This is a genomic window from Enterococcus sp. DIV0236, assembly GCF_050558525.1.
GTDB classification, from domain to species: domain Bacteria; phylum Bacillota; class Bacilli; order Lactobacillales; family Enterococcaceae; genus Enterococcus; species Enterococcus faecalis.
Genome location: NZ_CP187891.1, coordinates 2,705,093 through 2,724,501 on the forward strand (window position 1 = coordinate 2,705,093; position 19,409 = coordinate 2,724,501).

The following is a 19,409-nucleotide window of genomic DNA, read 5'->3' on the forward strand; positions in this document are numbered from 1 at the left end:
GGGACAGCAGTCAAGCATGACTTTTGTCCCACATATTTTCTTTTATATAATATGGTGGCTCAACTGAGGTCGGGACAGAATCGTTTATTTCCGAAGGAGTTGGTTCTGTTCCCGCCGTTTATCAGTTTTTGAGCTTGGAACAAAAATTCAAAATAATTTTTGTTCCAAGCTCGTTCACTGTGTTATGATAGACAAGAAAAAAACACCAAAGGAGAGAGAAGAAAATGACGATCAAAGAATTCATTAAGAAAAGTCGCTTGAAAACATGGGACGTTATTATTATTGCTGTTTTAGTTCTTGGTTCTTTTCTGCCCCTTGTTGTTTTTGCCATGCAAAACCGTGGTCAAGAAGCGGCTACGTATCAAGCAGTCTTGAAAGTAGACAACAAAGTAATCAAAGTCTTTGACTTAAAAAAGGACGGCCCGCATTATACATATAAATACGAAGCAAAAGACGGTGATTACAACCTGATTGAAGTAGATGGTGATCGTATCCGCGTGAAGGAAGCCAACTGTGCTGACTTAGTGGATGTTCGACGAGGCTGGATTTCAAAACCTGGTGAAACCCCGATTGCCTGTCTACCCCACAATTTGTTTATCACCGTGGAAGCTTCTGATGGGAGTGAAGACGGTAGCTTAATTTATTAAGCACGACAACTATGAGCAAATTACACAAGAATATTTATATTGCTATGCTCGTTGCCCAAGGGGTCATTATTGGTTTAATCGAAAATATGATTCCTTACCCTTTCGCATTTGCTCCTGGGGCAAAGCTCGGTCTAGCAAATTTAATTACCATTATTGCGATTTTCACCATGCGTAAGCGTGATAGTTTTTTCCTGGTCTGTTTACGTTTGATTTTAACGACATTACTGGGCGGCACACTTTCGACCTTTTTCTATAGTGCCAGTGGTGCCTTATTAAGTTATTTCGGCATGTTGCTTGTCAAGCAGCTGGGGCCAAAACGGGTCAGCATTATCGGGATTAGTGCCGTTGGTGGTTTCTTACACAACGTTGGTCAGTTGCTAACGACCTCTTTCTTTGCTCATTCGTGGGCGCCGATGCTGTACTTACCATTTTTATCTCTGTTTGGGTTACTTTCGGGGATTGCCATTGGGATTGCCGCTAATTATTTACTACAACATGTCCAGACGTTACGAAAATTCCAACTGAATTATGAACAAACAACGAAACATAAGTGGAGTCAATTTTTCTAATTGAAAACCTGTCCGCCACAATTAAAGGAGTCATCTTATGAATATACATCCTATGTGGAATACCTATCCTACGTTATCAAAAGAATTAACAACTACTCTTCGCTTGATGGAACAAGCGGTTCAAATCGATAATCAAGAGATTCAAGCTGCTGTCCATGACATGATTCATTCTGGCGGCAAATTGCTACGTCCAGCCTACCAACTGTTGTTCTCTTATTTTGGTGAACAGCGGGACCCTAAAAAGGCGACAGCGTTAGCGGCTTCCATTGAATTACTGCATACCGCCACGTTAGTTCACGACGATATTGTCGACGAAGCCGATACGCGTCGTGGCTTGCCAACCCTGCGTTCGCACTTTGGCAATAGCACAGCCGTGTATACAGGCGATTATCTTTTTGTTTGCTGTTTCAAGCTCTTATCTGATTATTCTTCTTCATTAAAAAGCATTCAATTAAATTCGCGTAGTATGGAAAAAGTCCTGACTGGTGAGCTTGGTCAAATGGACAATCGCTATAATTTCGAGGTAACGATTGACCAATATTTAAAAAATATTTCCGGGAAAACTGCGGAACTATTTGCGCTAAGTTGTTTTGTCGGTGCCTATGAAAGTGGCACCTCCCAACGTTTTGCCAAACGTTGTGGTGAAATCGGCGAAAATATCGGACTGGCTTTTCAAATTATTGATGATATTTTGGACTATACGCAAACTGCCGATGCTATCGGCAAACCCGTCTTAGAAGACGTACGTCAAGGCGTGTATTCTTTGCCCTTGATTTATGCACTTGAAGCCAATCGTGAAGTCTTGTTGCCACTTTTAATGAAAAAAGAAGCCTTGACCGATGAAGAAACACAGGAAATTTATCGTCTTGTCCATGAACTAGGTGGCGTAGAAAAGGCCCAACAATTAGCCACTCATTACACAGAAAAAGCGCTGAAAGAAATCAGCAAACTTCCTGAAACAAAGGCCCAAGCGAAAGAACAATTGTATGAAATTACACAAACGATTTTGACAAGAGAAAATTAAAAAAGCCGCTGGATCCTATTGAGGATTTAGCGGCTAGCTTTTTAGGTGATACCTTGGTATAATAAACACGAAGAGAGCGTACTAGACATACGCTCTCGGGTAGACCGTTTAAGACGGTAGCTTGATTTTAATACGGAAATAAACCCGTCAATCTTCGCTAAAGGTTATGACGGGTTTATTTTTTGTTGTTTTTATTACTGATTTTGACAATTAATGTTGCGAAAGCAATCGCAAGCATCAATGCTTCAAAGACAGTCACTACTATTCCTTTCTAGGGAAAGAGCAAACAAGCAAAAACATTGGCAGTCCCCCTTTTTTTGAGAAATTGCCACCGTCATAAACTTCCTACTTGTGTAGTATAACACATTTGCACCTTCCTAGAATACGCTTTCTTTCCTGATTATTCAACAGCCGCTTTCTTTTGTAATAAAAATCGCGCACCGTTTACTGGGATAAAACGATTTAGCCAACTAAAATTTTTTAGACTAACCAGACCGACCATCTTTTTTGATGGTCGGTCTGTTTAGTCTATTGCTCCGCCCTTACTCCTTCTCCGACAATGCTCGCCAGACATCAAATGTTTGTTTTAAGCCTTGGACATTATGAACACGTAAAATTTCTACGCCTTGTTGTGCTGCATACAAGGAAGCAGCGGCTGAGCCAAAATCACGGTTGGCTGGTTCTGGTTCGTTCGTTAAAGCGCCAATAGTTCGTTTGCGAGAAACGCCGTACAGTAACGGATAATCTTGGTAGCGAAAGGCGTTAGGATCTTTTAACAGTTGAAGGTTTTCTGCGACAGTTTTATGAAAGCCAATCCCTGGATCGAAACAAATTTTTTCTAAGGAAAGCCCATATTTTTGGCATTGTTCAATTTTTTCTGTATAAAATTGGTGTAACTCTTCTTTTAAAGAAAGGGATTGGTGTTTTCTGGAATGCATAATCACAACTTGGACTTCAGGATATTGTGCGAGGACTTCTACCATCCCCGGAGTGTCTAATCCTTTGATGTCATTAATCATTGTGGCGCCAGCTTGGATCGCGGCTTCTGCTACTTCGGGATAGTAGGTATCCACAGAAATCGGCGCTAGAGAAGTCTCACGTATTTTTTTAATTAACGGTAATACTCGGTCTGCCTCAACTTGTGGAGAAACTTCTTCGTAGCCAGGACGTGTGGATTGGCCGCCAATGTCTAAAATATCGGCCCCCGCTTCTAGTAGATGAAGCGCATGTTGATAGGCCACGTCGACCGTTGTGTAGCTACCGCCATCAGAAAAAGAGTCGGGGGTCGTGTTGACAATCCCCATAATTTGGTAATTCTTTTTTAAATCAATCATTGTCACATTGCTCCTTTATCTGCTGAATCATCTTTCGTAAAGCCCGCATTCTAGGACTTATCTTCATTCGTTCACTCGTGGACAACTCCGCTAAGGTTTTGCCTCGATCTGGTAAATAAATAATCGGATCAAAGCCATAACCACCTGTACCGCGCGGTTCAACTAATTCACCAGTCAAAGTGGCTTCCGTTTGCAACAGTTTGTCGTCGTCGAGTACATAGACCAACGTGGCTGATAAGGTTAACTCTCGGGTCGACTGTTGCCCTTCAAATAAGTGCAACAGTTCGCGGTTCTGTTCTTCCGGATTGGCTGAATGGAAAAAGCGGCTTGTATGAATACCTAATAAATCAGGAAAAGAAGTTAACGTTAAGCCGCCATCATCACCTAACACTGGGCGGCCAATTAATTGTTGGAAAAAGCGAGCTTTTAGATAAGCATTTTCAGCACACGTAGTGCCAGTTTCTGCAGGTTGTTCTTGACTGGTTGTATACTTTCGATAAGAGACAAGTTGAATAGCGGGGTCCTTAAGTCCTGATTGCATTTCTTTTAACTTACCTTGGTTATTCGTGCCAACAATGATTTCCATTTTCTAACGTATCTCCATTAAAAATTGATTTTTCCACTCTTGTTCTTTAAATAGTCCGGTAAATTGAAATGTTTTGGTGCTACTTTGTGGTGTTTTCACGCCGCGCATCGTCATACACATATGTTCCGCTTCAATGGCTACTGCAATGCCTTTGACGGGAATATTTTCTTGGAGTTTGCGGGCAATTGTCACTGTTAAATCTTCTTGAACTGTGGGACGTTTGGCACAATGTTCTACTAATCTTGGTAACTTGCTTAGTCCCAATACTTTGCCACCTTCTGGCAGATAAGCGACATGTACTTTTCCATAAAATGGCAATAAATGGTGTTCACACATTGAATAAAAGGCAATATCTTTTACTAAAACCATTTCGCCTTCATTTAAGCTATCAAATAATTTATAATCATCAAATTCAGGTTCGGTTAATCCACTAAAAACTTCTGCATACATTTTAGCTACGCGTTTGGGTGTATCAATGAGTCCTGCCCGTTGAGTATCTTCCCCCACTGCTTCTAAGATTGTGATAACTGCCTGCTCAATTTGCGCTTGTTTTTCCTGCTCCATCTCTACCATTCCTTTTCGCTTACTCGCACTTCTTCTTGATTGCCACTGCGCTGAATCCACGTAGCTATTGGCGCGCCCAATAGTTGTTCCTCTGCGTAAACATCACTTAAGGGAATCAAAACAAATGACCGTTTTGTTAATTCTTGATGAGGAACTTGTAAGTGGGGCAACGTGACTGACTGCTCCCCTAATAATAAAATATCAATATCAATAATCCGCGGACCCCAGTGAATTAATTTTTTACGTTTCATTGCTTGCTCAATCCCTTGGGTAACAGCCAATAACTCTTCAGCGGTATAGCTAGTATCAATTTTCAATACGGCGTTCAAAAAATCATCTTGGTCTGTATAGCCGTAAGGATCCGTTTCATAAAGTTTTGAAGAAGCCACGACCTGAATCTTCGGGTCTTCGTTTAAATAATTGCGGGCTTTCACTAAATTTGCGTATGGATCGCCGACGTTACTACCTAATGCTACATAGCCAATCATCTATACTTCTCGCTCCATTTCAATTTCAATATTGTCAAAAAGGCCGGGCATCGGCACACTATATTTTCTAATTTTAATGATAATTTTGTTCAATTGTTCTTGATAATCTGCGGAAATATCATCTAAAATAGCACTCGCTAACCCTTCGATTAAATCGTACGAGTGATTGTTTACTCGTTGGGCAATCAATTCATTCACTTCGGCATAATTGACAGTTTGAGTGACATCATCTGTTCGCCCTGCTTCGGCTAGCGACAACTGCATTTCAAGGTCGATTTCTACTTGCTGTCCTAGACGTTTTTCTTCTGCCAAAACACCATTTTTTGTGAAAAATTTCAAGTTGTTAATTCTAATTTTATCCATCCTCTAACTCCCTACCCTCTGTTTTGCTGATTTTTTTAATCATAGCATATTTCTTGGAAAAGTCAGTAGTTAAAAGATGGAAAAGTGGTTATTGGTATGATATAAAAAATTACTTTTTACGAATCAAATAATATAACTCGTGTATTCAAAAAAGAGCGTTGCTGATGCAACGCTCTTTTTTGGGGTTTATTCGCCTTTTATCGCATTGTTACAAATTCTTCTGATCCTGTTGGATGAATCGCAACAGTATTATCAAAATCAGCTTTGGTCGCGCCCATTTTAATAGCGACTGCAAAGCCTTGTAGCATTTCGTCAACACCGATGCCGATGCCATGCAAACCGACAATTTTTTCTTCTTTGCCGACACAGATTAATTTCATGTCGCATTTTTGACGGTATTCTCCTAAAGCGAAATACATTGGCGTAAAGCTAGAGCGATAGATTTTCACTTGGTCTTCACCATATTCTTCAAGCGCTGCTTTTTCCGTCAAACCAATTGTCGCAACTGGTGGATGGGTAAAGACCACCGTTGGTACCAAGTTATAATCCAAATATAAATCGGTTTGTCCGTTAAATAAGCGTTCAGACAGGCGCCGACCAGCGGCAATCGCGACTGGCGTTAAGTCGATTTTACCAATGACATCGCCGACTGCGTAGATGCCATTTTGCGTGGTATTTTGGAATTTATCTACTTTGACGTAGCCTTTTTCATCAAGTGCTACTTTCGTATTTTCTAAGCCTAATTGATCCGTGTTCGGCTGACGGCCTGTCCCGAAAATCACGGCATCTGTCGTGATTGATTCACCATTTTCAAATGTAATAACGTACTCATTCTGCGCCGTTTTTTCAATTTTAGCTGGTGTTGCATTCGGATGAATTTGCATGCCCATTTCTTGATAGCGTTCTACGACTTTTTCAGAAAGCATGTCATCAAAGCTTCGTAATGGTCGTTCATGACGGAAGGCCCAATGTGTTTCTGCGCCTAAGCCATGTAAGGTTCCTGCTAATTCGGCTGCGATGTAACCCGCACCGACAAAGACCACACGTTTTGGCATTTCTTCTAATGCAAAGAAGCCGTTTGAATCTAAGGCATATTCTTCTCCTGGAATACCTAGTTTTTTCGGACGACCACCTGTCGCAATTAGAATGTGCGGCGCCGTATATTCTGTCCCATTGACTTCAATTGTTTGCTCCCCAGTAAACGTAGCGTAACCATGGATACGTTCAATGTTGTTACTGTCTAAACCACGATTATACGCACCATGTAAGAAGTCAATATATTTTTCACGATTTTCAACTAATTGTTTAAAGCTAAAATTTTTGATTTCAACATCAAACCCGTAGCCTGCTGTGTCTCTTTCCATCATTTCCATCATGCTGCTGGCTTGCCACATGACTTTTTTAGGCACACAACCAACGTTGACACAGGTCCCACCAATTTCGTTGCCCTCAATTAAAAGGACGTTGGCTCCGTGCATTCCTGCGCGGTTAGCAGAAGCAATCCCGCCACTACCGCCACCAATAACAATATAATCATAGGTTTTCATTTATTCTGCTCCCTTTCAATTTGAACTTTCTCCCTTATTATCGCAAAAAATAGCAAAAAAAGACAGTCGTATTACTTACTTTTGTTTAGTTTTCTGCTGCTTCTGTTTTATGGATTCGTTCCGTAAAAGCACTGGGGGAAAGGAATTCAATCGTAGCATTGTCGAAGGGAATTCCTAAATCTTCTTTCGTTACGTTTGGGTTCATTGTAATGACGTAAAGTGTTTTGCCTAAGGAAAGTGCAATCCCAATTTCTAAATAACTTAGTCGGTCAAAGTCACCATTAATAAAAACGTAGGTTGCTTCGTGAAGATACCGTTTTATCACTTCAATATCTGTAAACATTCCGGTTTGAACACAATCTGCTAACCCGAAGCCCACTGCACCCATACAGCCATGCTCATCTTCAAACAGCTGAGGATCTACCAAAAGGTCCGTTTGAATACGAGGGTTTTGACCAATTTGGTAGGCGAATAATTTAGCCATAGTTATTCCTCCTTCTTTTTGATTACTCGTTAGAACGTAATAATTCAAGAACAATTTCTGTTTTGTCCTGCTCCGTTTGAATAGCTGTTCCTAATATCTTTTCTATTTCTTCTTTAGGTAATTTAAAAGCTTGATTTAGTTGACTTGCAGGAATGACTTGGTGCTCTAAAATCATGTGATAAACTTTTTGGAAAACTTCTGGCTGTTCGATAGTCAGTTGTTCATCGTAAGGCTCTTTCGTTTTCCATTTATTTTTAGCAATTCTTTTATTTAAATAGAGACGTTGATCATCATTAATTAACGCTAATGTGTATGTTTTTTGAATCATTGATTGAAGAGAAACTTTCCAATACTTTTTCAAATCAATATAGTATTCTAACGAAATAGACAAGAGCGAATCAGAAAAAGCCGCTGAAGGAAGGAGAAAATGCGCAGCAAATAGATTTGCTTGATACTCAATAATGTTCTTTAATTCTGTTTGCGAATACTCATGAATACTTTCAACACCGTTGTGTAATAAAATATGTCCTAGTTCATGCGCCACGTTAAAACGACGACGGACAGCAGATTCATGATTATCTGTGAGCATAATAAACGGCCGACCAATCATCCAACGCGAAACCGCATCTAGTGTTGGATTGGACATGTTGGCTTCTGAAATAATCACACCATTTTGTTCAGCCAACTGAATGAGATTAGGGACTGGCGAAATCAAGTCTAAGCCCCAAATTTTCCGTAATTCCTCAGCCTTTTTCACAATTTCTTCTTCTGTGATTTCATAAATACTCTTTTCAATTAATTCTGGTAAACAAACTTTGGGAAAGTTCACATATGTTGCTAATACTTTATACACTTCTTGCACATATTTTAACCGCTCTTTTTGCATATCTCTTACTTTCTTCGTTGCCGCACTTCGGCTTCTAAAAAAAGTTGCGCCTGAATACAATTCAAATGTATCTGCTGAAAAGAAACTACGGGGAAATTGTAAAACAGAAATTAGTTTTAATATGCTATCTGCTTTAGGAATTGTTTTTCCCGATTCGTAATTCGAAATCATTTGCCTAGATAGCTCTGCTTTCTCGGCTAATTCTTTCATTGTTAATCCTCGTGCAATGCGAGCCGAAGTTAATTGCTTTGGATTAAAAATCAACCTCTCGTTCATTTTCTAGTCCTCTCCTTATCAGTTCGTCAGCGGTTGACGTAAAAGTCAAATGTAGGTCCTTACGAACTTCCTCTGGATTTTTTAAAAGAACTGGTGCCTGCGTAATATCAATTTGGTCAATCCAACGACCAACTCCAATATCTGGTAACCCTAATCGAACAAAACGTAATTGATGATTCGATCCGCCATAAGTTAGTAATAAGAATGGCGGTTGATTGGCATCATAATACTCATTTAAATCTTCTGGTTTGTCAAATAAATTATACTGCTTATTTAATAAGCTCCCACGATTTCTAAATAATGCCTTTTTAGGAACTGAAGCTTCTGATAAAACTTTCGCTGGCGTTAAAATTGCGCCTTTGGTTTCAATCATTAAGTACGTATGACCATTGACATATCGACTACTAGCTTTGTCAGCTATTTCATGTGGGATTGCTGATGAAGTTAACACTTGTTTTAAACCAACATCAACCAATCCATGCCGAACGTGTCCCCAAACTTTTTTCATTTCTGCTCGTTGAAAAATAGATTCTCTTTCTGTTAGCTCCATTAAGTAGCGATATGCTTCTCTTATGCTTAACGATAAAACACCAACCATTCGTGCATCACAATTTCTTTTTAAATGTTCTTTTAAAATACTCATTATTTTCTCTCCTTTTTTCATAACACCCCAACAACATACCATGTTAACATTTTGCCTTTTCTAAAAAAATATGTCAACACAAAAAAATGAACTTAGGAAGGTAAGTCATTTCGACTTACCTTCCTAACTCTGAATTTTAAAATAAACGGCGAGACAGATATAGCTTCTTCTGTACTCTTCAGGATAAAACTTCAATCGACAGCCCTAGCCCGACCTCATATTTCAAATAACTCTTCTTATAACTTTTGCTTTGCACTGGTCCTCAATACATATTCCCAACCACTTTTACTCGTAAGCGGGTTGCATTTTCTGGATGATAGGCGAGTGGTGTTTCTTCCACCTCGACTAACTCGATTGTGCCAGGGACTGCACCCGCAAGTTCAGCTTGTTGGACGGCTTTTTCTTGGGCATCAGTCAACGCCGCGTCTCGTTGGATTTTTGAATAAACATAAATTTGTTCGTATTGTCCGCTAATCTGAGCGATAGAGGCACCGATGGCATTCGCCACTGCTCCGTTTTCGTTGCGAATTAGCGCTTTAACGCCTGTCAATTCTTCGGGGATGATAATACTCCCACCACCAACTAAAACGACCGTCACGTCTGCGGAACTGGTCTTCATGCGATCAATCGCTTCACTGACCAATTCGCCAATTTTTTGGTACACTTTTTCCGCAAACGTTTGGTCTAAATGAGCCACTTTGCTAGGATCACCGACTTGGGCATGGCCTAAGCGAACCGCGATATCAGTGGTCGTTAATTGTGTGCCGCCAAAAACAAGGGCCTCTTGTGTAATACGGTAGCCGACACTATCGGGGCCAACTGTCACAGAACCATCTGGTTGTTCACGCACTAGACTGCCGCCGCCGACACCGATTGACACGATATCTGGCATTCTAAAATTGGTCCGTACCCCGCCAACATCAACGGCCAGTGAAGATTCTCTTGGAAAGCCATCCACTAACACGCCAATGTCTGACGTTGTGCCACCAACATCTAAAACAACCGCATCTTTCAAACCAGCTAAGTAAGAAGCGCCACGAATACTATTGGTTGGTCCACAAGCAATGGTTAAAATAGGAAACTGTTTGGCATACGTTAACGACATTAACGTACCATCATTTTGACATAAGTACACTTGGGCGTGATGAATTTTTTCTTGTTCTAAGGCTTGTTCAAAGCCTTCGCTGGTCACTTTAATTACTTTGTGCAACGCAGCATTCAAAATTGTCGCATTTTCCCGTTCAATTAAACCGACAGACCCAATCATTGAGGAGCAAGATACAGGAACATCTGCCCCTAACACTTCCTTCGCAAGTGCTTGGACAAACAATTCTTGGTCATTTTTTAAAGAAGAAAAAACGCCAATTACTGCGATTGCCTCTACTTCTCCTCGCCAAGAGGCCAAAATCCCACGTAATTCTTCTTCGTCCAGTGCAGTCAATGGTTGTCCATCATATTCGTAGCCGCCATGTGCTAAAGCATACGTTTCTGAAAGAGTGGCCACTAAATCCTTGGGCCAAGCTGTGTAAGGCAAGACCGAAGCGGTTGCTGGATAGCCCAAACGAAGGACCCCAACTTTTGCTAATTTTTTTCGCTCAACAATGGCATTCGTACATTGGGTCGTGCCCAACATTGCATGTGTGACTTTGGTTGGGTCCACTGCTGATTCTGCCAAGACTTTATTTAAGGCGCCGGCAATCCCTGTTTGAATATCATCGGTTGTTGGAACTTTCACTGAATGAATCAAGTTTAATTGATGATCTAAAATAACAGCATCTGTATTTGTGCCGCCGACATCGATACCGATTTTATACATTTATTTGTCCTCCTTCGCTACTAAGTTTTCTAGTGGTTGATAATCCATTTCGTAGCCGAAATACCGAGGACCCACTGTTTCGATACCTTTTTTCGTTCGCCAAGCGGCATTCGCTTTCAAGCCCATTACTTGGACACGTTTGCCGTATTTCAAGCTTTCTGTTGTCACAGGCGTTAAAGTTTCTAAATCTACCATACAAATCAAATCAGGCGTCATCGCAATCACCTGACCATCTTTCTCGGCAATTAAATTTTCATTTTGAAAATGGACGACTGCTTCTGAACCAGCATCACTGTTTAAGCCACTCAATTTGACACGTCCCAAATTGAAGCCACCTTTTACTTCTCGTTCTACATCTAGAATTTTTCCTTGGAACAATTCAAAGCCATCCGTAACTTCTACTAATGCTTGGCGTTTTTCTTGTTCATCTGCATAGGTACCTCGAATCACTTTGCCAATTTCTTCTGATAATGTCACGATGTTGTGAATACCATAGTCTTGTAATTGTTTGCCTGTCGCGGGATAAATGCTCACTAAAGCACTGGCGCCCATTTCAACCGTTTGAACACGAGCAAGACGTTCTGTCCAAGTATTATCAATCGTTTCCATAATGCCAATATTTCCTTTTTCATCGGTAATTGCCATAGGGGTCGCTGACATCCCATTCAAATGGAACGTTACCATAGGCAATTCTGGAAAGGCCCGACCCATACCATCACAATCCACCAAGGGAATGCCTAGCTTCGCTGCAACAACAATTGGAATCATTGAATTGACGCCCCCAGCTTCCATTGGAAAGGTTCCCGCAATCGTTTCTTGGTCTAAATATTTTCCTAACTTCTCAAAGACACGGACGAATTCGTCGCCTTTGGGAAATTTTTCAATTGCGACAGATGGGGCACCCATCATTGCGGCGGGTAGGAAAAAATCCTCCGCGGCAATTTCTTCTGGAGAAACCAGTTTGACAGGTCCGTTTTCTTCGATGGCGGACAAAGCCATCATTTTACCAATGTAGGGATCACCGCCACCTCCTGTCCCTAAAAAAGCTGCTCCTGTAGCTATATTCTCAATTGCTTCTGCATCTAAATAACGCATTCTCCGACACTCCTCTTCTTCATTCCATTTCTAATGATTCGGTGTTCGTCTGTTGACGTTTTGCACCGAAATAATAAATAACAAACGATAAAACAATGCCAATTAGCGGTTGGTTAGGCAATTGAGGGGCATTGGGAAAGAAACTCATAATCACCGGAATGCCCCCCACTGCAGCACCAATTAGCCATGAAAAAACACCTAATTTATTCACGCCAGGCGTTGGCTGCCATTTGGTTCGATCGCCTTTGTTAATCAACCAATAGGCAGCAATCATTACACCAGCCACTGGTGGCACCATCGCAGAAAGGACGGACATAATCGGCGTAAAGTAATTTAAAATCCCCACAACTGCTAATAAGGTTCCAATGGCGCCGGCCGCACCGACAGCGACTTTTTCTTTTTCTTTTGGAATATCAAAGACATTAATCAAGGCCAGTCCGCCAGAAAAAGCATTCACGGCATTCGTGGTCCAAGTTGCTAAAATTAGCGCAATAATTCCTAAAACTGGAAAACCGAGATTCATAAAAACTTCCGTGATATCTGCGGTGTTCGATGCAATGGTCAAGACCGCACCAACGCCAATCATCAACAAGCCTGTCGGTAAAATCCCTAAGGTGGCCGCTTTGACCACATCTTTACGAGAAGAAACATATTGAGAGTAATCTCCAGCAATTACTGCGCCTAATGCAAAAGAACCGACAGTCATTGAAAGACCTGACATAAAGCTTCCTGCTGTTTGAGGGGTATATTGACTAACAGCCGCCCAACCGTTGTTTCTTAACGAAGCCACCAAGCCATAAAGACAAACCAGAACTAACACAGGAACCGCAAAATAATTCAGAATTTTCAATATTTTTATGCCATAAAGAGCCGAAATAAGCATGATAACTCCCCAGATTAAGGAAGAAAGCGACACAGGTAAATCAATGCCGTAAATTTTTAAAAAGTTCGTGAAGGCGCCGCCGCTGACATTGGCTTGCAAACCAAACCAACCTAAGCAAGCAATCGCTAGAATAATGGAAATAATCTTTTGCGAACCTTGAATGCCAAACACTTGAGAAGCGACTTTGACAGAAGGTTCTTGTAAGTCGGAACTTTGAATTCCTTGTAAAATCATTAAAATAACAATAATACCGTAACCAATAAATCCTGTTAACAAAGCTTCCCATAAAGGCATGCCTGCAACTAACGTTCCTCCAATAATTAATCCTGGCACGCTAATCATTGCGCCCGCCCAAACAAATGCTAAGCTAAGCCACGATTGTTGTTGCTCGTTTTTTAATTTCATTCTCATTCCTCCTTAATTATTTTTTCAATTATAACGAAAAATCAGTCATAGGTCTTTTTCAAATTGAAAAAAATATCAAGGAAGTTTTGGCTTAAAATAAAAAGCAGGCAAGAGCCTGGGACAAAAATTGATAAACGGCGGAAACAGAAGCAACACTATGCGTTGCTCCGATCTCAACAACTTCTAAGGTATTTTCTCGACATGCGTCTCGTCACAGTACAGCCTTCAAAAGAGCTACAACTCTAAGAGTTGCGATGTTTCACTGTGAAGCATGAACAGATGAAATCATCGTACCTACTTGGTGAAGGTCCTTCGGAACTTACAAGGATAAAACTGTGACGAGCCTTTGGCGAGAAAACAATAAGCCGAAATTGTTGAGAATCACGAAGAACGTAGTGATTCGATGATGAACAATACCTACTTGGTCTCCAAAAATTAAAGAACACCGGGTAGGTATCATGCAACATCAACTCGTACCTCGTTGTGTTTTATGACAATTTTCGGAAATTCCTTCTTATTGCTGAGAAACACCATTTGCAAAGCAAATAGATGACATCTGCGATTACTCGATGTATTTGAGCCTTTGAGAGTGTTGAACAGTACCTACGTGGTTCTCGGAGTTAAACACTTCTGTCCCGACCGCTGTCTGCTTTTTTCATTCATTCGTGACCAAGCGATATAAGATCATCGCCAAATAGACTTCATAGGCTTCGGCGGCGTTAGTCATATCATAGCCGAGCGCTTCATTAATTTTACTGATACGATATTTGACCGTATTTTTATGAACAAATAGGCGTTCGCCGCATTCTTTAAAATCACTACTTGCATCTAGTAAAAACGTTCCTAATGTCATTAACTGCTCTGATTCTTTTAAGAGAGGTTGGATAACTGCTAAGCGTTGTTGGATTGCTTCTTCTCCTGCTTGGAGACACGTCATCATTTGTTGAACTGTACGAATTTCCGCGATTGATAACACTTTTCTTTGTGGATAGACGCGCTTTAAAAACGGCGCGACTTGATTAGCGGTTTGGTAGCTGACACGCACTTCAGTCGTGTTACGAACTTTCGGACAAAGGATGATTTCACCTAAATAGTCCTGATAGTCTGTGGCTTGCAAGTATTCTTTACTAATCGTGGCTTCAGGCTGTTTGTGTAAATAATTACCTAAGAGAACAATCAGGTAATTTTCTGTTTGCTGGACAATCGTTGTTTGGTAATAGTAACGTAGGAAATCTTTCAAATCTTGCTGAATAGCGTGGATTTCTTGTCCTTGTTGCCAAATAGGCAAAAGCCACATCGTTTCGACAGAAGAAATATCAATCATTAATTTTTTGGCTAATTGGTACATCTTATCACTTTCATCGTTAATGATTGCTTGGACTAAGGCATACTCACTGACTTCGTCATAGTTTTTCCCCCATAAATTCAGAGCCATCTGAACGACTTCCACCGCTTGATTCATCTCAAAAGAGGTTAACTGCTCTTCTTCTCGAATGAAGTAAAGCTTCAATGTTTGTCCATCTTTCTGAGGAAGTTTTTGCGAGGTAATGAAGTAGGTCGTTTCTCCCAGCGCTACTTTCTCTTGTGATTGATAAAGTAACTTGGTTAAGGGCAATTTCGTGCTTCGCGGCCAATTGATGGTGCTGATGATTTCATTGGTATATGTGGTTAACGCAATGTTGACTTTTAAAAAATCGGATAGGATTTTCAAGGTCATTTCCACACTGCGGTTTTGTTCAGGCAAAAGGGAAACTTTTTCCAAGAGGTCCGTTGCAAAAGAAGCCATTTTATTTTTATTGACTAACAATTTCATGACTTCATAAATGACTTCGTTGTAGCGTAATGTGGGATCATTTTTAGGCATTTGGATTAAAATAAAACCTAAAGAATCCGCTAATTGAATCACTTCCTCTGCAACTTTCGGTACGATAATCCCAACGTAGTACAAGATTAGGCCTACTTCGCCTAATTCATGGAGATGCCGAATCGTTTCGCATTGCTTCACCACATCATGACGAATGGCACAAAATGAACCAATCAAAATTTCGCCAGCATGGTATTCATTTGTTTTGTGAAGTTTTTCCGAAAACAAAGACATATCAGAGACTTCTAAAAAAGAAAGAGAAGCAACAGATGTGTCCAATTGGTTTTTACCAGAAAGTACCGTTGCTTCTCGCAAAGACGGTAATTTTAATAAATCATTCACGCGGACACTCATATTTACTCCTCCTTTTGGCTGGTTTATTTTTTCTTACGAATCATATCGCCGACTGCAACAGGTTGCGTCACTTCCATTGTTAATAACATCATGGGATTAGGTGCCCGATCGATCGCTTCACCGTCTTCATTATACATCTCTTTAACGGTTTGGTGGAAATGGGTAAACCCGGGACCATAAAATTCAATTTCATCGCCGACACTGAAAAGGTTCCGTTGACGAATCGTTGCGACTTGCGTCTTTTCGTTGTACGCAATCACTTCACCAACAAATTTATATTGTGGAATTTTACGACGTTCGCCGAATAATTGTTCATCTTCACTTGGTGTATTGTAATAAAAACCAGTTGCTAATTCACGTTGTGCTACTTTCCATAATTCATCAATCCACTCTTGTTGGCAGACATAGTTTTCAGGGTCTTCCATGTAAGAATCGACGGCTTTTTTATACACATTAGCGACTGTCGAAACATAGTGAATGGATTTCATGCGGCCTTCAATTTTAAAACTATCGACACCATTTTCAATTAATTCTGGAATATGTTCAATCATAGACATATCTACGGCGCTCATTGAAAACTCTTCTTCAACTTCCCCTTCGCTGGTTTTGCTCCGACGTTCTGTCCCAAAAGGCATATCAAATAACTCATATTTCCAACGACAAGATTGAGAGCAACCGCCACGATTGGCATCCCGCATCGACATATGGTTGGATAAAGTACAACGACCTGAATAAGAAATACACATTGCTCCATGAATAAAGGCTTCAATTTCAATGTCCGTATTTTCACGAATCGCTGCAACTTCCTCCATTGAAACTTCGCGCGCTAAAACCACACGTTCTAAGCCTTCATTTTTCCAAAATTCTAATGTTTCATAGTTAGTTGCTGAAGCTTGTGTCGATAAATGGATGGGTAAACCTGGTGCTTCTGTCGCACAAATTTCGATTAAAGCTGGATCGGAAACAATCACAGCTGAAATTCCGATGTCTCGCAATTCTCTGAAAAACGCTCCTGCCCCTTCCTGGTTTCCTTCATGAGTGACCATATTGGCAGCGACATAAACTTTCGCATTATGTTCGCGGGCAAAGGCTACGCCTTCCGCCATTTCTTCTGGCGTGAAATTTCCTGCGCGGCTACGCAGACCGTAGGCATTCCCTCCGATATAAACGGCATCGGCACCGTAACGAATTGCGACTTTTAGTTTTTCTAGCGTCCCGGCTGGAGCCAACACCTCGGGACGCTTCAATGTTCGTTCTGTCATTACTTTCATGTTCTTCTTCCCCTTAAATGAATCAATTTATTTTATTGCATCGGCACTTAAATCAAAGAAACCATTGTCTAAGCCACGACCTGTTGGATGTAATTTTTCAATTTCAGCTGTTGCATGAGCTGCTTGATCTTCTGACCAAGTTCCCGCTTCAAGTGCTGCTTTCGCTTCAGCAAATAAGCGAGCAATCGCGACAAAATTTTCACCTGGTGTGTAAAGGCCATCGAGCTTCCATGTGCGATAGTGATGGTCATACAAGTTTGTTAACTCATTCATCAAGTTCACATCGTTATTGGCAAAAATATGCGTACCATGACTATCTTCATAAATGGAATAGTGGGTTTCTGGTTTTTTGGGTTCAGAAATAAACAGCCCTTCGTCTTTCGTAACCCCTTTGTCGTTCTTTGTGTAATTGTAGTAATTTTGAATTAATGGGCGTTTCGATTGATGAATACAGGTCGCCCCATAGACAAGAATTTCAGCTGGAACTGCTAAGTTTTCTTCCATTGCGACCATTTCTTCAAAAGGTACTTCCCGAGCTAGGACAGCTCCGATGGCTCCTCGTTTACTCCAAAAATTGATTTGACGTGAGCTCGTTACTAAGGTTTCACCATCATAAACGTAAGAAATTTCTAATCCATCTCGTTGCATAATAAACACAATACCTGGATCACCCAAAGTAATTTTATCGACGTTGATTTCTTTTAAAAATGTCAGATACTCTGGGACTAATTTCATTTTTTCAGGGTGCATAATGCCATTTACTGCAACTAGCACTTGTTTGCCCATTTCATGTGCACGTTTCACAATCTCGCGTTGTTCATCTCGTGTAAAAGATACGGGCAAACGCAACCCGAATGTTTCTTCTCCAATATATAATGTATCCACACCTGTTGCGAGTAATTCTACAGCCTGCTCAACAGATTCTGCAGTTGCAATCAGTTCAATCATAAATATAGCCTCCTTCTTTATGACCGTTTAATAGTATCATACGTTCACAAACTTTAAAAGAGCCTATCTGTATTAAACGTACATTTTTCACAATGTTTCCGAAAAAAATCTTGGTAGAGAAGCGCCATCCGCTTACCTACCAAATGCTCTTTTTTTAATTACTGGTCATCTGTTCTTTGGTCACTCGTTCAAGTGATATTTTCGTTCATAAAACGTTACTACAACGGTGAATAGCCACGCTGCCGCTAAGCCTAACAAGCTGCCTAAAACAATCCCCAAAAAGCGGAATTGAATCAACGTTATCACGTACTGCTGACGAACGAGCAATGAAAGCATCAGAGCCATAGGCGTTGTGAAAAATTGCGCCAATCCATAATTACGACGAATAAAATACTCAACGGTCACAAATAAGATTGTAATCACGACAATCGATTCAAAAGTTGTCAAAGCTAAATTAAGCAGAAAAGCGGAAATAACCAATCCAATCGTTGTGCCAAAAATTCGCTGAATATTTCGCTGCTTAATCGCACGTAAATTGTCTCCTTGTAAAATGGATGCACAGGAAACGACTAACCAATACGGATTTTGTAAATGTAAACTTTCGCTGATATATACAGCAAAAAATAAGACAAAGCTATAATATATGCTATCTAATGGCGCTTCTGGATGCCGATAAATTCGTTCCCGTAATGATCGCTTAGCTAGCGGGGCACTGATTTCCTTCTCTGTAAAATGCAACACTAGTGCAAACAAAATGGAAAAGCCAATGCCTAATAACATACAGCCACTCATGAACGGAATTTTTGCTAACGGAATGCTCGTACTGGCACCCATCGCTGTCACCATCACACCAAAGAAGGCCCCTGGTTTTGAAATATCGTAGACTTCAAAGAAAAAGCGGCCACCAAAACCGACCAGGGCAACAACAATGGGAATAAGCCATGCAATATGGGTCGATAACATGCCTAACAAATTTCCTAAAAAAAGGTAACTACCGACCACAGATAAACGAGTCATTAACTGTTTTAATGGTAACGGCTGATAATATAAAAAAGTAAAAATACCTAACGAGCCAAAGCTTGAAATCAATAATTGATGATTGATATAGCCCAAAAAAAGAATGCTGAACATAACCAAGCCAGCAAACACTAGTCGAAAAGGATTATCCTTTGGACGCTGATAATGTAGTAATTCTCGAAAAAAAGATTGTTCCATTCCATCACCCCTCCTTATTAACGTAGCACAGAAAAATCAATCTGGCAATTCTCAAAAAGAAATCGCCACTGGAAAATAGAAAAAGGAGCGTGGGACAAAAATCACTTTGGATTTTTGCTCCACGCTCAAAAACTGATACACGGCGAG

Annotated in this window: 19 protein-coding genes; 3 read left to right on the forward strand and 16 right to left on the reverse strand. The window is 40.6% G+C overall.

Translation table 11 applies throughout. From position 1 onward, the window contains the following. Positions 1-224 precede the first annotated feature (224 nt). Genes IGK27_RS12900 through IGK27_RS12910 form a run of 3 tightly spaced genes read left to right on the forward strand, consistent with a single transcriptional unit; the run spans position 225 to position 2,240 of the window. Entirely contained in the window at positions 225-647 is a 423-nt protein-coding gene (locus IGK27_RS12900) for a NusG domain II-containing protein (protein WP_002358956.1), read from the forward strand. An 11-nt stretch (positions 648-658) separates the two neighbouring features. Then, positions 659-1,216, forward strand: a complete 558-nt coding sequence (locus IGK27_RS12905; protein ID WP_002354743.1) for a Gx transporter family protein — start codon at positions 659-661, stop codon at positions 1,214-1,216. 37 nt (positions 1,217-1,253) lie between these two features. Next, positions 1,254-2,240, forward strand: coding sequence for a polyprenyl synthetase family protein (locus IGK27_RS12910; protein WP_002360926.1), 987 nt, complete (start codon positions 1,254-1,256; stop codon positions 2,238-2,240). 542 nt (positions 2,241-2,782) lie between these two features. Here IGK27_RS12910 and folP read toward each other — a convergent pair. The 16 genes from folP to IGK27_RS12990 all read right to left on the reverse strand — a co-directional run bounded on the left by folP (position 2,783) and on the right by IGK27_RS12990 (position 19,262). Then, positions 2,783-3,574 (reverse strand): dihydropteroate synthase, encoded by a 792-nt coding sequence (folP, locus tag IGK27_RS12915; RefSeq protein ID WP_002401758.1) that lies wholly within the window; start codon positions 3,572-3,574, stop codon positions 2,783-2,785. Beyond that, entirely contained in the window at positions 3,567-4,160 is a 594-nt protein-coding gene (locus IGK27_RS12920) for a non-canonical purine NTP pyrophosphatase (RefSeq protein WP_033626510.1), read from the reverse strand. The genes folP and IGK27_RS12920 overlap by 8 nt, the downstream gene beginning before the upstream one ends. 3 nt (positions 4,161-4,163) lie before the next feature. Beyond that, positions 4,164-4,733, reverse strand: a complete 570-nt coding sequence (folE, locus tag IGK27_RS12925; RefSeq protein WP_002399300.1) for a GTP cyclohydrolase I FolE — start codon at positions 4,731-4,733, stop codon at positions 4,164-4,166. After that, entirely contained in the window at positions 4,727-5,212 is a 486-nt protein-coding gene (gene folK / locus IGK27_RS12930) for a 2-amino-4-hydroxy-6-hydroxymethyldihydropteridine diphosphokinase (protein WP_002360921.1), read from the reverse strand. Before folK ends, folE begins: the two co-directional genes overlap by 7 nt. Then, positions 5,213-5,575, reverse strand: a complete 363-nt coding sequence (gene folB, locus IGK27_RS12935) for a dihydroneopterin aldolase (protein WP_002354733.1) — start codon at positions 5,573-5,575, stop codon at positions 5,213-5,215. Between the two features lie 197 nt (positions 5,576-5,772). Continuing rightward, complete coding sequence (gene gor, locus IGK27_RS12940; RefSeq protein ID WP_002354732.1) at positions 5,773-7,122, reverse strand: glutathione-disulfide reductase; 1,350 nt, start codon at positions 7,120-7,122, stop codon at positions 5,773-5,775. Positions 7,123-7,207: 85 nt separating this feature from the next. Next, entirely contained in the window at positions 7,208-7,606 is a 399-nt protein-coding gene (locus IGK27_RS12945; protein ID WP_002354731.1) for a hypothetical protein, read from the reverse strand. 22 nt (positions 7,607-7,628) lie between these two features. Then, positions 7,629-8,768, reverse strand: a complete 1,140-nt coding sequence (locus tag IGK27_RS12950) for a helix-turn-helix domain-containing protein (protein ID WP_002370166.1) — start codon at positions 8,766-8,768, stop codon at positions 7,629-7,631. Then, the gene (locus tag IGK27_RS12955) at positions 8,746-9,411 is read right to left on the reverse strand and encodes a hypothetical protein (RefSeq protein ID WP_002354729.1); all 666 of its coding nucleotides are present in this window, start codon (positions 9,409-9,411) and stop codon (positions 8,746-8,748) included. The genes IGK27_RS12950 and IGK27_RS12955 overlap by 23 nt, the downstream gene beginning before the upstream one ends. A gap of 262 nt (positions 9,412-9,673) precedes the next feature. Further along, positions 9,674-11,227, reverse strand: a complete 1,554-nt coding sequence (locus IGK27_RS12960) for a hydantoinase/oxoprolinase N-terminal domain-containing protein (protein WP_002378874.1) — start codon at positions 11,225-11,227, stop codon at positions 9,674-9,676. Beyond that, positions 11,228-12,322, reverse strand: coding sequence for a DUF917 domain-containing protein (locus tag IGK27_RS12965; protein ID WP_002354727.1), 1,095 nt, complete (start codon positions 12,320-12,322; stop codon positions 11,228-11,230). A gap of 19 nt (positions 12,323-12,341) precedes the next feature. After that, positions 12,342-13,616: a cytosine permease gene (locus tag IGK27_RS12970; protein WP_002360918.1), complete on the reverse strand. Its 1,275-nt coding sequence runs from the start codon at positions 13,614-13,616 to the stop codon at positions 12,342-12,344. Between the two features lie 649 nt (positions 13,617-14,265). Then, the gene (locus IGK27_RS12975; RefSeq protein ID WP_002354724.1) at positions 14,266-15,828 is read right to left on the reverse strand and encodes a PucR family transcriptional regulator; all 1,563 of its coding nucleotides are present in this window, start codon (positions 15,826-15,828) and stop codon (positions 14,266-14,268) included. 23 nt (positions 15,829-15,851) lie between these two features. Next, a complete protein-coding gene (locus IGK27_RS12980) occupies positions 15,852-17,099 on the reverse strand; it encodes a peptidase U32 family protein (RefSeq protein ID WP_002354723.1) in 1,248 nt (415 codons plus the stop codon). 27 nt (positions 17,100-17,126) lie between these two features. After that, positions 17,127-18,047 carry a peptidase U32 family protein gene (locus tag IGK27_RS12985; RefSeq protein ID WP_430596423.1) on the reverse strand — a complete coding sequence of 307 codons (921 nt, stop codon included), beginning with the start codon at positions 18,045-18,047 and terminating at the stop codon, positions 17,127-17,129. Between the two features lie 180 nt (positions 18,048-18,227). Beyond that, entirely contained in the window at positions 18,228-19,262 is a 1,035-nt protein-coding gene (locus tag IGK27_RS12990) for an FUSC family protein (RefSeq protein WP_002354721.1), read from the reverse strand. Positions 19,263-19,409: the final 147 nt, after the last annotated feature.